Below are 15,936 nucleotides of genomic sequence, written 5' to 3'. Positions count from 1 at the left end.
GGGCAACCATTGCAGTTCCAAAGGGAGTTTATCGACCGAGTACGCAGGGAAATTCCCATCGAAAGCTATATCAGTCGATTTGTGCCGCTTCAAAAACGCGGAAAAAATATGGTAGGGCTTTGCCCTTTCCATCAGGAAAAGTCTCCGTCATTCAACGTTTCAACGGATAAGCAATTCTATCATTGCTTCGGATGTAAAGCCTCCGGCGATATCTTCCAGTTCGTTATGAGTTACGAGCGCGTAGATTTCCAAAGGGCAAAGGAAATTCTTTCCGAATATTCCGGGATACCTATCCAGGAGAAAGGGAAGGACGAAAAGGAAAAGACGGAACTACTTTATAAAGTAAATCGCAAGGCTTTGCAGTTTTTCTTGGAAAATCTTCGTTCCCCCATGGGTCTTGCAGCTAGAGATTATTTAAATTCGAGAGGATTGGGTGAAGAAGTTCAAAAAAGTTTTCAGATCGGATTCTCCCTTCCTGGATTCCAGAATTTAATTCCTAAAGTATTTTCTTCAAAGGAAGAGATCAAAGCCGCTTTAGATGTCGGACTCATTCGAGAGTCCGATAAAGGCCGTGAACCGTATGATTTTTTCCGAGAAAGACTCATGTTCCCCGTTCTAGATCTTTCCGGCAGAGTCATCGCATTTTCGGGACGGATTTTGGGACCGGGAAAAGAGGCGAAATACGTGAATAGTCCTGCGTCCTCGATCTTTGACAAGGGTAGAACTTTTTATCATCTATACCAGGCAAAAGAATCCATTCAAAAATCCAGAACTGCGATTTTAGTAGAAGGGTATTTGGATGTAATCGGATTGGTCTCGAAAGGAATCGAGAACGTGGTTGCCTGTATGGGAACCGCAGTCACTGAAAACCATATTCGAACAATGAAAAAGTTCGCCGATCGTTTCCTTTTAGTTCTGGATGGGGACTCTGCAGGTCGAAAAGGAGCACTTCATGCTGCCGAACTCTGTCTAAAAGAAGGGCTGGAATGCTCCGTCGTACTTCTTCCGGAGGGAAAAGATCCTTTCGATATCTCCAAAGAAAGCGGACGCCAGGAATTACAAAAACTGCTCGAAACTTCGCATCCCGCTTCCTCGTTCGTAGTAGACGAATTGTTGGAAAAAACCGATTCTCGGGCCCTACCTGAGAAAAAAAGGAAGGCCTTAGATAATCTTTACGGCTTCCTTCGTGGATTAACTCGCGATTCCGATAGGGAATTTTTCCTCGGCCTCGGGGCTCGTAAACTGGGCATCAGTATGGATGCGGTTTTACGAGATTATAAGGGCGGGGGAGCCAAGTTCACCCCGCTCGGGTCCGATAATAAAGGTAGACCGGGGGTGCGAATTTCTGGTCCAACTCCCGCAGAAGATTGCGAACGGAAATTGATAGCTCTTCTTGTACGAATGAACGCACTTTTTTCTTTTTCAGAAGAATTATCATCTATGGAATTCTTAGACGCTAAAAGCGCGTTCCTCTGGGACTTTTTATATACCCGGTATGTTAGCGAGGAAGAAATTTCTCCGGCAGCTATTTTAGCTTCCGAAGTGCCGAACGAATTCAAAGAAGCAATTGCACCGTTTCTTTTGGACGAATCGGAAATGAGTTTAGAAGAAGCCTCCAAAGTTTTCGGACTTTTACTGGAGCAACAAAAAGTATTCGTAATCGACGAAAAAATGAGAGAGCTCGATCGAGATTCCAGCCTAGACCAACTGGAAAAACTAACTAAATTGGCATATTACAAGACCGAGAAGGAAAAGCTCTTAGAGCATATTCGCAACGCCGGCTCGGCAATACGATAGAGGAATCCCTATGATGGAAAATTTGCAAAGCATGCCCGAAGTACAGAAGATCATCGCGATAGGAAAGGCGAACAGCGAAATTTCCTATGACGAGATCAACGAGATTCTTCCGGATAAAATCCTGAACTCAGAAAAGATCGACGACGTCTTCACGCTTTTGCATGAGATGGGAATCGAAATCGTAGAAGAGTATACCAGGAAAACTTTAGAACCTTCTTCGGCAGTCGTTTTAAAAGATGACCCAAGTATGGTTCCCGCGAAACCCGCTCGCAAAAAGAAAGAGTCCGCATCGGCGGCAGGGGGCTCCGAAGATCCGATCCGTCTCTATCTAAAGGAAATCGGAAAAGTAAATCTGATCTCGGGCGAGACGGAAGTCTTTCTAGCAAAGAAAATCGAGAAGGGCGAAAAGATCATTGAAGAAACGATCTTAGGGTCATCGATACTTCGCGCTAACTTTATCAAACTTCTACCTAAGATTCGAAGCAAAAAAACCAAGGTCTATGATCTTGTTCGCGTAGATAAAATGTACGCGATGAATGCGGAAGAAGCGAAGAAATTAGAAGAGCTCTTCTTTAAAAACATCTCCGTTATCCAGGAACAGGAAAAAGTTCTTCAGGAAGCTCAATCTAGAATTCGCAAATACTCTGAGAATTCCAAGAAGTTCAAAGAATTTAAGGAAAAAATCGACGTATCCAAAGGAATCATCGATACGGCGATCCGCGAGCTCGGAGTTTCCCAAAAGGAAATTCAAAAAATCTCCCAGAAAATCAAATCGATGGTTTTTAGGATTAAAGAGATAGATCGTCATTTCTTAAAAATCAAGGCACAGTACGGTTACGATGTAAGGGATATCAAGGCGTTCAATCGCTTCATCGAGAAGAACGAAAAGCTCGAAGATATCGAAAAGATGATGGGAGTTTCCATTGACGAAGTTCGTGAAGTCATTAAAGACATTCGAAACAATGAAAGAAAACTCCGCCGTATGGAGCAAGAGGCCGGGTCTTCCGTTCAGGAAATTAAGGACTGGGGAGAGAAAATCATCAAGGGCGAGCGCGAAATCGCGCAGGCCAAAAAGGAACTTGTTAAAGCTAACCTTCGACTAGTGGTTTCGATCGCAAAACGTTATGCGAATCGCGGCATGCATTTCTTCGATTTGATCCAGGAAGGAAATATCGGATTAATCAAAGCGGTCGACAAGTTCGAGTATAAGAAAGGTTATAAATTCTCCACCTATGCAACCTGGTGGATTCGGCAAGCGATCACGCGGGCGATTTCCGATCAGGCCAGAACGATCCGCGTCCCCGTCCATATGATCGAGCAAGTCAATAAAGTGATACGGGAGACTCGACTGTTTGTCCAGGAATTCGGTAGAGATCCGTCCAACGAAGAGATCGCTGAACGTTTAGGTTGGCCCGTTCAAAAAGTAAAGGCCGTCAAAAACGTTGCGAGGGAGCCGATCTCTTTGGAAATCCCAGTTGGATCCGAGGAAGATTCGGAGCTGGGCGATTTCATCGAAGACAAAGACGTGGAATCTCCGGTAAATTCGGCGGCATCCAGTATTCTTGCCGAACAGATTCGTCAGGTTTTACATACGCTTCCTGCTAGGGAACAGAAAGTCATACGGATGCGTTTCGGTCTGGATGACGGTTATCCGCAAACATTAGAGGAAGTCGGTTATCAGTTTAAAGTAACCCGCGAACGGATTCGTCAAATCGAGGCAAAAGCATTGCGTCGTCTGCGACATCCGTCTCGTTCTAAGAAACTCAGAGATTATATAGACTGATTTTTAGATTTAATTCAGGTTCGGATTTTTCGCTATCGCGAAACGAAATTTCCGGATAGATCAAAGGCGGAAGCAGGTTGAATTTGCCTCCGCCTTTTTATTTAGCGAGCCTTCGGTTCGGTTGCGGTGCTTGCCGCCAGCGACTGAATCAGAGTCCGTGCAGACTCCTCCTGTTTTTTTCGTTCTGCTTCTTTCCAACCCAGGGATTTCGACAAAATTTGCGCTACCGGCGAGATCAATTTTCCGGCCAACTTTAGATCCACAAATTGAACCCGAAAACGTCTGGCGATTACGTCCGTGACAGTCAACGCGAATTCTTCGGCAATAAACCATTCTACTTCTTCTTTAAAGAATTCCAATCCGGCCCCTAATGCAGTCGGTTTCTTTCCGAGAATAGTAAAGACTTCTCCACCATAGGCATTTTGTAGGCGCTTCGAAGTTGGTTCCGACGTTTTATACGTTTTACCTATTTCCAGATATAATTGCTCCGAGAATCCTGACTTCCCGGGGAAATTATACTGGTACGTTTTACAACCATTGTTAGAGGAAAGATTCCCTTCCCGAACGACTCGATCAATTAAATCCTCCGCCATCTTTCGATAGGTGGACCATTTACCGCCTCCCATCGTAATCAAACCGGATGGAGAAGTTAAAATTACCTCCTCTCTTGAGATACTTTTGGTATCTTGATTGCCTTCCGGCGAAATGAGAGGGCGAATACCGGCGTAAACCGAAATGATATCCTTTCGAGAAACGGGCCTCTCCAAATAATCCGAGCTCGTATTTAAGAGAAATTCCACTTCCGATTCCAAGGGCATCGGATCCTCGGATATGTCCTGAACCGGACTGTCGGTAGTTCCCAAAATCACATGGTCTTCCCAGGGAATCATAAAAACGACTCGACCGTCTTTGGTTTTGGGGATAATTAATGCGGTGTTGCATGGAATCGTTTCTTTTTTAAAAACCAAATGAATCCCTTGACTTGGAGATAATACTCTGTACGTCCGAGGATCGTCCTTTAATCGAATATCATCCACCCAAGGACCGGTCGCGTTCACGACTATCTTAGCTTTGACATCCACCGTTTGCTCGGAGATACAATCCTTGACTTTCGCTCCGACAATCTTACCGTCTTTCTTCTTAAATGAGAGTAATTCGGCGCGATTGAGGACGACCGCTCCTTCCTTTTGCGCCGAGCGCGCGAGTAAAACGTTTAAGCGAGAATCGTTAAATTGAGAGTCATAATATAGAATGCCTCCAACCAGATGTTCCTTCTTGAGAGACGGAAAGTCAGTTAGCACCTCCTCTTTGGAAATGCGCTTGTGAGACGGAAGTTTTCCTCTCCAAGCTAAGATATCATACATGGTCATTCCGATACTATAGTAGGGTTTTTCGTAGAATTTATAAGTAGGTAAGACAAACGGCAGCGGTTTTACAAGATGGGGAGCATTTTCCAAAAGTCTTTGCCTTTCTGTTAAGGCTTCATGGATTAATTTGAAATGGAATTGCGCTAAATAGCGCACTCCTCCATGGATAAGTTTAGTGGATCGGGAAGAAGTTCCCGAAGCAAAGTCAGCCTTCTCGATCAAACCAACTTTGAGACCTCGCAGACTTGCATCCAGAGCCGCTCCGGCTCCAGTCGCTCCTCCGCCTAAAATGAGAACATCGAATTCGGTCTCGGAGAGGCTCCGAAATTTAGTTTTACGGTCTTGTTTTTGCATACGTAACGTCTTCCTGCTTTACAGGGTGGTTTCCGCCTGCGAATTTGCAAATAGATTTCCTAAACAAGAACGAACTCGGACTACATGGAAGCAAAGAAACAAATCGAAATCATCAGACGCGGTTGCGTAGATGTGATTAGCGAAGACGAACTTCTCGCTAAGCTGAACAAGAAAAAAACTCTCAAAATCAAGGCGGGCTTCGATCCGACTGCTCCCGATCTTCACCTAGGGCATTTCGTCCTTCTTAGAAAAATGCGTCACTTTCAGGAGCTAGGACACGAGGTTCATTTTCTATTGGGCGATTTTACGGCAATGATCGGAGATCCTACCGGAAAATCCGAAACTAGAAAACGTCTTTCGCGAGAAGAGGTGTTGGAAAATTCCAAAACCTACCAAAACCAGGTGTTTAAGGTGTTGAACAAGGATAAAACTAAGATAGTCTATAACTCTTCCTGGTGTTCCGGGATGAACTTTGAAAACGTTCTCGTCTTATCCTCCAAATACAGTGTGGCCCGATTATTGGAGAGAGATGATTTTAGCAAGAGATACAAATCCGGCCAGTCCATTTCCCTAATAGAATTTTTATATCCGTTAGTTCAGGGTTATGACTCGGTAGAAATGGAATCCGATGTGGAGCTGGGGGGAACCGATCAAAAATTCAATCTTCTAGTGGGACGCGACTTACAGCGTGAATACGGTAAGGAGCCGCAATGCGTATTGACCGTTCCGTTATTAGTCGGATTGGACGGCGTAAAAAAAATGTCCAAATCTCTCGGAAACTATGTAGGAATTACTGAAGAACCGATAGATATGTTCGGGAAATTGATGTCCATATCCGACGATCTTATGTGGAATTATTACGAATTGCTGACGGATCTCCCCCTGGATCAAGTTTCCGAAAGAAAGAAAGGGATGGAATCCGGAAATCTGCATCCGAAAGAAGTAAAAACCGAATTGGCGAAATTGATTATGGATCAATTTTCTCCTGCAGAAAGGAATTCTGAAGCGATCGAGGAATGGAACAAGATCCACAATCCTAAATCCAGAGCGATTCCCGAAGATATTACGGTCACAGAACTTGGGCAGGAATTTTTTTCGGAATCGGAAACGCCCCAATTAGTTTGGGTTCTAGCCAAGTTAAGCTTTATTCCCTCCGTTTCCGAAGGAAGAAGAATTATTAAGTCAGGAGGAATTTATGTCAATGAGGAGAAACTCGGGGACGAGAAATTTACTCTGGCACGGGGCAGAGAGTACTTGATTCGACAAGGGAAAAAGGGAAAATTCCTCCGTCTGATCAGTTAATCGGACAATATATCTATGCTTAGCGAAGAAGAATCGTCTGTTCTTTCAAAAACGATTAAGGAAATCCAAGACACTGGAATTCAGTCCGAAGTTTTGGAGAGGAAATTTCGTACGATAAGATTAGCGTCTTCCGGACTTTTCTTTTTAATTTTGATCGTTACGACAGTTTTTGCTTTGGCGCGCAGACTCGACTCGCTCCAAACTACCGTCGAAAAACAGAATAAAGTCATCTCGGTTCTTTCCGAAGACATTACGAGTCTTCGCCTAGACGAACAACAGAGAGAAGAGGAGGTTTTACGATTTAAATCCTCGTTACTTGACGACGTTCCCGAAGGGGATTTACACGAAGAAGTGGAAAAAAATCTCCAAATTCTAAATCAATCCCTACCGACGAAAGGAATCGGAAAGAATATCACTCGAGGGAACGTAAAATTCAAAGAAATTGCTCTTACTTTCGATCTAGGCACGGGAGAAGATTTACAAATTCTCTATGAGTTTATGAGTCGTTTTCCGATTAAAGTTACATTATTCGTCTCGAACGAAAATCCCGCAAAGAAAGGCGGTTCTCTTTTTTCCAAAACGAACATTCATTACTTAAAAAAACTCGTCGCCTTAAAGGGAAGGGTAGTGTTTGGAAACCATACATGGAGCCACTATAATCTCCCGCGTAGTTTAAGGGAACCTTCGCTGCGAAAACGAGCCTTGCTCAGCTACGTGAACGATGAAATTCCCGATCTCAACGATTTACTCGAAGAAATGAGAACAGTCGAAGAAAAGTTTCGGATTCTAACCGGAGCCGAGTTGACGAAATACTATCGTCTACCGTACGGAGCAGTCGATCCAATTCTGCTGGATACGTATGCGAACTACGGATATGAAAATCACATTTTCTGGAGCAATAATTCCGTAGGGTCGCTGGATGTTCCCGATTTCGTTTATAAGAAATACGTCGCGAGAAAGGATTCCAACGGAAAAACAAAACTAATTCAAAATCCGCATTATAAAACCAAACAAGAGATGCTGGATTTTCTTTATCGCTGGGAGCAATCCGACAAGAACGGAATGAACGGTGCAATCATACTGATGCATTTAGGATCGCCTAGACAGACAGAGAAATTAATCTATATTTTGCCCGATTTTATCCAAGCGATGCTGGATAAAGGCTATAAATTCGTCACAGTTCCGGAAATATTAAACGATCGGCAAGATTAAGCGTTACCAAGTAAGACCGAGCCGGCGACGAGTTTCTCTATACCCTTTTCTAGTATGTATTTATGCATTGTAGGAAAGGCGAATGACTATTAAAATATGTTTTCTACTGAGATTGCGATTACATGGAATAGATAATGCCCCGGAATCGCTTCCTACCGATATTCTCATCGTTGGGGAGAAAGAGAACCCACGAAATGAAACTGGAAAAATAGTTACTTCGAGAAAGTTTTATAGAAACCCTCTATTTTTTCTTCTTTTGCTTTTGAGGGATCGGGGAAGATTCGAATGAATACGTTATCGATTTCGGTTTTGCACTCCAAATTCGATCCGACAGACCGCTAAACCAAGTCTGGTACCGATATAAATGCAGATAAAATACCGGAACCATGACTAACGTGACTAAGCTCGCAAAAGCTAGTCCCCAGCCAAATGCCAAAGCCATTGGAACCAAAAATGGATCGAATCCTCCGATTCCGTACGCAGTGGGAAGTAATCCCAGAACGGTCGTTACCGTAGTTAAAATGACAGCTCGAAGTCGTAAATTTCCAGTTTCCAGAAGAACTTCTATAATATCTTTGTTTGGGTTATTCTTCCGGAGAGAGTTAGCAAAATCCACGAGCACGATCGAATCGTTAACTACGACTCCGGAAAGACCAACGATTCCGAGAAATGCCAAGAACCCGAAATATTCTCCGTGAGAAACGAAAGCAAGGATGACTCCGATAAACGAAAATGGAATCGCACTTACTACGACCAAAGGCTGCAATAAAGACCCGAATAAGGAAGCGAGTATGATATAAATAATCAGAAAGGCAGCTGCAAAAGCGAGTCCCAAAGATTTAAACGAATCGTCCGTATCCTTATTCTCTCCTCCGAAACGTACTGTATATCCCGGATACTTTTCCAGAATCTTACGGGCATCAGCCAATTTCTTACTCTCCGAGTTGGCCTTACTCGGATTCGTATTTTTACCGGAAGCTAGATTTGCGGAAACGGTCATAACTCGTTTCCCATCCAAATGATTGATATTGGAGAAGCCCGGATTTTTTTGTATCGTGATGAGCCTTGAAACGGGGATCATTTTTCCTTGCAAATTCGAAACATATACATGATTCAAGCTGCCAACGGATTGACGATAGGATTCGGGAAAGCGGACCTTTACCTCCACCTCCTCGTCGGTACGCTTGATCTTCGTAGCGACTGTTCCTTGAAAGGCGGTATTGATAGCCTGCGCAACTCGACTCACTGAAACGCCTGCAGTCGAGGCAAGGGATTCGCTTACCTTGATCCGAACCTCGTCTTTTCCTTCGTTAAAATCATCGGCGATATCGGTGACCCCGTTCACTTTTCCCAAGACTTCTTTGTATTCGGCTGCGATTTTCGAAAGAGTATCATATTCGTCGCCGCGAATTTCGATCGCGATCGGTTTTCCGACGGGGGGTCCTCCGGAAAGCTTTTCGTATTCAAGGGCGACTAACTTTCCACGTAAGGAGGCGAATTCTTCGGGAATCACCGCCGGCTCATCGACATCGCATTCATCCTTCTTATCAGCAGATTCTTTTTTGATCCGTCCTTCTTCGATTTTACGGGATTCGTCGTTCAGGAGCCAGAGAGTCTTTTTTCGCAATCGCCTTATGATATCGTCCGTCTTATGGCATTTTTTACGATTCTCTTCCGCAGTTAGGTAGGCCATCGTCATTCCAAAATGTTTTCCACGTTTTGTGAATGGATCGTTCGGATTTGCCTGAATGATCCCGACTCTTGTAGCAAAATTTTCTAAATCTTCAGGAGGAATTTTCGCGATTTCCTTTTCGATCACCTTTAGGTAACGATACGTTTCCGACAAGCTGGCTCCAGTCTTGGCTGTGATTTTAACGTAAAACTGATCTACCGAACCGGGGAATAATTTAAATCGCGGATAATTTGCAAGAACGATAAAACTTACTATTAGAAGCCCGACGATTCCGAAAGTCATGGCCCAAGGGTGGGCGAGTGAAAACTTTAAAACAGGAATATATTTCGTATTACGAAATCTAGCGAACCAGCCCGATTCTCCTTTGATTTCACCCGTTTTAACATGTCTCTTATTAATATCGTATAAGTGATTGGGCAAAATAAAAAACGCTTCGGAAAGGGAGGCGCAAAGTGCGATGATTACGACTAAAGGGATACTATAAACGAATTTTCCGAAGATTCCCGACATGAATAACATCGGTGCAAATGCGGCGATAGTCGTAGTAACCGTTGCTGTAACCGGGGAAACCACTTCCAAGGTACCCTTTAACGTAGCTTCGTACGGGGGAAGACCCTCTTCTATATACCTGTAAACGTTCTCACAAATAATAATGGCGTCATCGACGAGTATTCCGACGACCAACACTAAACCGAACATCGAAATCAAATTCAAGGTTAGTCCGAAATAATTCATCAAGATGAACGTCGCGCCGAAAGAGACAGGAATTCCGAGTGCAGTCATTAATGCGACTCTCCAGCCTAAAAAGAAGAAAAGGGAAGCCGTGACTAAAACCATTCCGAAACCTGCGTTCGATATAAGTACGTTCAATCGACGGCGAATGTACTTGGATAAATCGTTTACGAAGGCATATTCGAATTCTTTATTGCTTTGCCGGAATTTTTCGACGGTATTCTTCACGTCGTCCACGACCTTGATCGCATCCGAGCTTTGTCGTTTTAGAACCGTCAATGCGACGGTTTTTTTCCCGTTCACATTTTCCAAATAATCGGCTTCTTTCAACCCTTCCGTTACTTTAGATACGTCCTGAACTCGAATCGCATATCCGATCTCGTTACCTCTGACATGCACTCTGGAGATCTCGTCCGGGGTATCGAATTCTCCCACCGTTCGAAGAATGATTTCATTTTCGGAACCGGTTACATTTCCTCCAGGTACATTCACATTTCGATTTCGTAATGCATTTATTACGTCTTGGCCGGTCAAATAACGGCTATTCAAACCGCTAGGATTCAGATCCACCTGCATTTCGGTGTCTCTCCATCCGCGACGTACGACTTTGGCTACTCCAGAAATATCGAGCAGGGATTGCTCTACGATTTTTGCATGGGCTTTTAATTTCTTCTCGGATTCTACGGAACCGTCGTCGTTTTTCAAAGTTACGGATACTTCGATAACCGGAGTTCTCGCAGTCGTGATCTCTGTTACAATCGGATCTTCCGCATCCTCCGGTGTATCCTCCACTCGGTCGATTGCGGATTTAATATCGTCTACGACTTTCTGAGAATCCTTTGCATCCGGATCGAGAGTGACGACAATGCCGGACCTGCCCTCGATCGAAGTGGATCTATATTCTTTGATTCCGTCCACTTCCTTGATCGCTTTTTCCAAAGGATTTGTGACCAATTTCTCGACTTCTTGAGGGGAAGCCCCCGGATACAAAGTAGAAATTGAAACAATATCGAAATTGATATTAGGAAATGCTTCCCGGTTCATCAAAACGGCGGTCAATCCGCCGAACATGATGATAAGGAATGTGAGAAGATTGACGAAGATACTCTTCGATAGAAAATATTCTAGAATAGTTTTCATGGAGAACCCCGTCTAGGTTGGCTTGAAAGACGAATGATCAGTCTAGGATCGGACCTGTCAATTCCATAGAATCGTTAAAACCGAAAAGTTTGGTACTTTTTAAACGATCTACGTACAAAACGCCCTTTAAATGGTCACACTCATGCTGGAAAACGATGGCTTCATAGCCTTGCAACACTTCTTCGTGCCGGTTTCCTTTTTCATCCATCCATATGACTCGAATTTTATTCGGCCTTTCCACAAAGCCCCTCATTCCGGGAACGGAAAGGCACCCTTCCCAATTCCCATCGACTGATTCGACCAAAGGGGTAATCTCCGGATTCAGAATCACTCGCTCCGGAACACGGGAACTTTCGGGATAATCTTCCTTTGGATCCGTACCCACGACGACCATTTGTTTAAGAATACCGATCTGAGGAGCCGCCAGACCGACTCCCTCCGCATGTCGCATCGTATCGAACATATCTTTAACGAGCTTTTTAAACTCCTTGGTTTGTAGTTCGTCAGGATGCACCGGCTCGCTAATTTTACGAAGTATTGGATCGCCTATCTTAAGAATTTTACGAATGGACATATGAATTTAGAATTTAGTCTTAATCCTAGACTTAGACCGTTTTTGCCCACTATTATTCCAGAACAACTCCAGGATTTTATTCAACTTATGCATGTCCGGTTCGGAAAATCTAGGATTTCTGGTCTCCCAACGATAAATTTGAGTCCTCTTAGACAGCCGAGAGAGAGGTTCCGCCTGAGCTGAAAGTTGCCCGACGGTTCTGGGTAGTAGAATTCCCAAAAACATGGAAACTTCGAATTCATAGACATCGTTCTTATCAAACTGAGAAAGAATTTTATCCAGTGAAAACGGGTTGGTTATAAATCGCGGCAGAAGGCTTAGATTTTTTAGAATCCAATCTGCCTTCTCCAAAATCGGCAGAGCGAATCCGGAGATCGGACTAGGGTTTGGAAAGAGTAAAAAAAGAGATTGAATCGATTCCTTTTTTTTTAATGCGAGTTCCCATGCAAATCTCGCAGAGAAACCTTCCGCAACTAAATTTACTTTTCGTTTTCTGGAGGAGACGTACGCAAATAGCTCGTCGAAAGTCTCCGTTCCCGAATTCTTAGGGGGAACGGCAAAAGTTAAGTAAGAACCATCGGGTGAATTCGGCTCTTTCGAAGAAAAAGACAGATTCCAACTGTCCCTGATCCAGAGAATTTCTTCTCCTTTAGGGGTTCCTTTACTAGTAAAACTCCAATGGTTATCGTTCATCGGTCTCAAAAGATATTGACAGTGATTGTGAAACGTAAGTAGTTATAGGAGAATTGGGAAGGCGCTGGAGACGAGGGGAATCGAACCCCCGACCTTTTGAATGCCATTCAAACGCTCTCCCAACTGAGCTACGTCCCCTCGGGCCCCACGATCCCATGAGAGGTCGTACTGTCAATAGATAATTGTTAGGAGCATGTGGATGAGCGAATCCATAGAGGAACTAAAGAAAAAAATAAAAATCCAGAACGACATTATCAAGGGCTACGAAAAAGTCCTGCGACTGAACGAACAGGAATTAGAAAACGCTGATGAAATTATAAGAATGTACGAAACGATTATTCAATATTCCGGACAAGAATTGAAAGACGTAAGGGAGGCGTTTGACGCAACCTCGGTCGTTACAAATCTTTCTAGAGATGAACTCATTTCTGCAATGAATCGAATCAAAGAGTTGGAACTTGCTAACAAGAAACTTCGGGAAGAATCTCTTAAGTTTCAATCTTAAATTTCACCATTGACCCAGATTAAGAAACAGGAGACTCTGCTTCGCAGCCGTCCCGACGGCTCCCTCTCTTTAGAGGAAGGGGAAGGAGTCTCCGCGATTTTCGACAGCTTTTTGCGTGAATCAATGAGCTTGACTCACGCGGAAGCAGGAGCGGTATTTTCTAAAGTAAATCCCGGAGAACTTAGACTAGTTTCAGGAGAATCCACGAAAGAATTAGTAGAAGCGGGAGATTGGGCATTTTCCGCATCCGGAAAAGATCTATTACTTGAGAGAGGAAAGATTCCTCCCTGGACAAAGCATCACTCGAATTCCCCGATCATTATCTGCAAATTAAAAATCGATGAAACAGGATCATCCCTTCCAAAAGGCGCAGTTTACGCGGTCTTGGTTCTTAGAGGAATGCAAACTGCGGATCGATTTGCAAAGACCGATTTTGAATTATTGCGAACGACGTGCAAAACGATCGGAAGACTCCTAAAAGAATCCTATGTTTCAGGAGATTCTTCTCTAGTAACTCTATCCTTACTAGCGACTACTCAATTAGTGCTAGAGGCAGCACAAGCCAAGCGGCAATCCGAAAGATTCGATTTTCTACTAACCGAAGTGATCCGAGTTTCGGGGCTGATCAATTCTTCTCTGGATCTCTCTCAACTGTTAGAAGCGATTATGCTCTCCTCCAAGACCGTATTTCGTACGGAAGCTTGCAGCGTTTTACTATTGGATGAAACGAAAGAATATCTATATTTTCATACAGTTTTGGGCGAAAAGAGCGAGGCCGTTACTAAAATGAAAGTACCGATCGGCAAGGGCATCGCAGGTATGGTCGTACGCGAAAGTAAGCCGATGATCATTAATGACGCTCAAAACGACGATCGAGTTTATAAAGAAGTGGATCGCGCCTCACAATTTACGACTCGAAATATAATGGCGGCCCCTCTAGTCGCAAACGACGAGGTGATCGGCGTTATTGAAGCGATCAATACGGTCGACCGGGAATCTTTTAACGACGAAGATTTGGAATTGTTCTTAAGCTTTTCGGGGACATCGGCTCTTGCGATTCAAAAAACCGGGCTGTTGCAGAATCTAGAACTTGCTAACAGAGACTTGCGAAAAAAAGTATCCGAGCTTGAATCTTTATTCGAACTTTCTCATGCTGTAACTCAATCTCGAAACCGTTTAAGTTTGGTTCGAAAAACGATTAGGCTAGTAAATCGAGAATTGGATGCGTCCATCTCGGGTACATTTGTTTATAGTCTCACTAAAGACGGATACATCAATTGTGCTTATTTCGACGGAGAAACCGAACGAATCGATCGAATTCCCGAAACGACGATTGAAGGCTCTCAGATTCATTCCAGCATAAAAGAAGGACTGCCCATCCTGAAACGGGATATTCTGGATCATCCTTTTCCTCACTCGCTGGATCGGACCTATTTACGAGGCTCCTATATTATCGTTCCGTTATTCTTGTCTAGCGGAGAACCTTACGGAGCTTTGACGGTCGCGGATCGGAGGGACAAGCTTTCTTATCGGGATTCCGATTTCAAACTTTTACAAACAATGGCTTCTCAGGTGACGAAGGGGTTCGAGGCATTTCGACTTAGGAACGAAATGCTGGCTAAGAAAGTCATTCAACAAGAAATCGATATCACTAGAAAAATCCAACAGAACATTCTTCCATCCGAAAAAGTATTCCTCTCCAACTTCGATCTGGGGATCCTTTCCGTTCCTGCAAAAGACGTGTCGGGAGATTTTTACGACTACTATCAATACAGCGACGGACAATATTCTTTTTTAGTGGCCGATGTGTCGGGAAAGAGTTTACCTGCAGCCTTATTCATGGCGATGAGTTCTTCGATCATTCGAACGCTGGCCAGAAATCACGATTTAACCCCCGAAGAAATTTTGCGCCAAGGGAATGAACTTATTTTCGAGGATTCTCATTTCGGAATGTTCGTAACCGCGTTTTTCATTCATTATAACCCGTCCATCTTTACGGTCGAATATGCATCCGCTGGTCACAACGACCAAGTATGGATCAAAGAGGACGGATCTTACGAATTGATTAAGGGGCAGGGTCCTCCGCTGGGAGTTATTCCCACGGCAAAATACCGAGGAGGCAATTTTAGGGTAAAACCGGGAGATATCGTCGTCCTGTACACGGACGGGGCAGTGGAAGAGAAGGACGCTCAGGGATTCGAGTTCGGATTGGAACGGATGATCGAAGAAATTCGCAGCCGAAGACATTTATCTTCTCAAAAGATCGTAGAAGAATTATATGAGGAGATCCGCAAATTTTCCGGATCAAAAGAACCGTTCGACGATTTTACCGTTCTTGTTTTGAAATTCAACAACGATTATCAATTTTATAGGACCTTTGACGCAAATACGGCGCAAATTCCGGTATTTAGGGAATTCATTTACGACACCATCAAAGTTCGCAATTTGGACGAGGCTTTCCGCGACGATATCCTACTTGCTTGCGACGAAGCCGGAACAAATATAGTAATGCACGGATATAAGGATACCCTTCTAAGGAATCCGAAATTCGATTGTAAAATACGCTTCACTGAGGATTCTATCACGATCGTCCTGACAGATTCCGGCACGGGTTTCGATCGAACTCGGGTTAAGGATCCGTCCATCGAGGAAAACCTTTCCGGAAAAAGGAAAGGCGGTTTTGGGGTTTACCTGATTGAAAAATTGATGGATTCGGTCGATTACCGAATCGAAGAGGGTAGGAATGTTCTTACTCTCAGAAAAAACTTTCGCTAAACGGCGGTT

Annotated in this window: 10 protein-coding genes and 1 tRNA gene; 6 read left to right on the top strand and 5 right to left on the bottom strand. The window is 43.9% G+C overall.

Translation table 11 applies throughout. The features are described 5' to 3' along the window. Positions 1 to 9 precede the first annotated feature (9 nt). Both dnaG and rpoD read left to right on the top strand, forming a co-directional pair. Positions 10 to 1,797: a DNA primase gene (gene dnaG, locus LEP1GSC050_RS18040; RefSeq protein ID WP_010569753.1), complete on the top strand. Its 1,788-nt coding sequence runs from the start codon at positions 10 to 12 to the stop codon at positions 1,795 to 1,797. Between the two features lie 13 nt (positions 1,798 to 1,810). After that, complete coding sequence (gene rpoD, locus LEP1GSC050_RS18035; RefSeq protein WP_010569752.1) at positions 1,811 to 3,580, top strand: RNA polymerase sigma factor RpoD; 1,770 nt, start codon at positions 1,811 to 1,813, stop codon at positions 3,578 to 3,580. Between the two features lie 101 nt (positions 3,581 to 3,681). Here the strand turns inward: rpoD and LEP1GSC050_RS18030 are convergent, their stop codons facing one another. After that, entirely contained in the window at positions 3,682 to 5,301 is a 1,620-nt protein-coding gene (locus tag LEP1GSC050_RS18030; protein ID WP_010569751.1) for a glycerol-3-phosphate dehydrogenase/oxidase, read from the bottom strand. Positions 5,302 to 5,385: 84 nt separating this feature from the next. Here LEP1GSC050_RS18030 and tyrS point away from each other — a divergent pair, with 84 nt between their 5' ends. Continuing rightward, positions 5,386 to 6,603 carry a tyrosine--tRNA ligase gene (gene tyrS, locus LEP1GSC050_RS18025; RefSeq protein WP_010569750.1) on the top strand — a complete coding sequence of 406 codons (1,218 nt, stop codon included), beginning with the start codon at positions 5,386 to 5,388 and terminating at the stop codon, positions 6,601 to 6,603. A 15-nt stretch (positions 6,604 to 6,618) separates the two neighbouring features. After that, positions 6,619 to 7,815, top strand: coding sequence for a polysaccharide deacetylase family protein (locus LEP1GSC050_RS18020; RefSeq protein ID WP_010569749.1), 1,197 nt, complete (start codon positions 6,619 to 6,621; stop codon positions 7,813 to 7,815). Between the two features lie 241 nt (positions 7,816 to 8,056). On the opposite strand, the gene LEP1GSC050_RS18010 is transcribed toward LEP1GSC050_RS18020, so the two are convergent. The 4 genes from LEP1GSC050_RS18010 to LEP1GSC050_RS17995 all read right to left on the bottom strand — a co-directional run bounded on the left by LEP1GSC050_RS18010 (position 8,057) and on the right by LEP1GSC050_RS17995 (position 12,785). After that, complete coding sequence (locus tag LEP1GSC050_RS18010; RefSeq protein ID WP_010569747.1) at positions 8,057 to 11,380, bottom strand: efflux RND transporter permease subunit; 3,324 nt, start codon at positions 11,378 to 11,380, stop codon at positions 8,057 to 8,059. A gap of 37 nt (positions 11,381 to 11,417) precedes the next feature. Beyond that, positions 11,418 to 11,954, bottom strand: a complete 537-nt coding sequence (gene def, locus LEP1GSC050_RS18005) for a peptide deformylase (RefSeq protein ID WP_010569746.1) — start codon at positions 11,952 to 11,954, stop codon at positions 11,418 to 11,420. 6 nt (positions 11,955 to 11,960) lie between these two features. Next, positions 11,961 to 12,647 (bottom strand): hypothetical protein, encoded by a 687-nt coding sequence (locus LEP1GSC050_RS21165; protein ID WP_020987907.1) that lies wholly within the window; start codon positions 12,645 to 12,647, stop codon positions 11,961 to 11,963. 65 nt (positions 12,648 to 12,712) lie between these two features. Then, positions 12,713 to 12,785: transfer RNA gene (locus LEP1GSC050_RS17995), tRNA-Ala, on the bottom strand. Positions 12,786 to 12,846: 61 nt separating this feature from the next. Here LEP1GSC050_RS17995 and LEP1GSC050_RS17990 point away from each other — a divergent pair. Beyond that, positions 12,847 to 13,152, top strand: a complete 306-nt coding sequence (locus LEP1GSC050_RS17990) for a hypothetical protein (protein ID WP_010569743.1) — start codon at positions 12,847 to 12,849, stop codon at positions 13,150 to 13,152. 9 nt (positions 13,153 to 13,161) lie between these two features. Beyond that, a complete protein-coding gene (locus LEP1GSC050_RS17985; protein WP_010569742.1) occupies positions 13,162 to 15,927 on the top strand; it encodes a SpoIIE family protein phosphatase in 2,766 nt (921 codons plus the stop codon). Positions 15,928 to 15,936 lie beyond the last annotated feature (9 nt).

It is taken from the genome of Leptospira broomii serovar Hurstbridge str. 5399 (assembly GCF_000243715.2).
GTDB classification, from domain to species: domain Bacteria; phylum Spirochaetota; class Leptospiria; order Leptospirales; family Leptospiraceae; genus Leptospira_B; species Leptospira_B broomii.
This window is presented reverse-complemented; position numbering and strand designations above follow the sequence as displayed.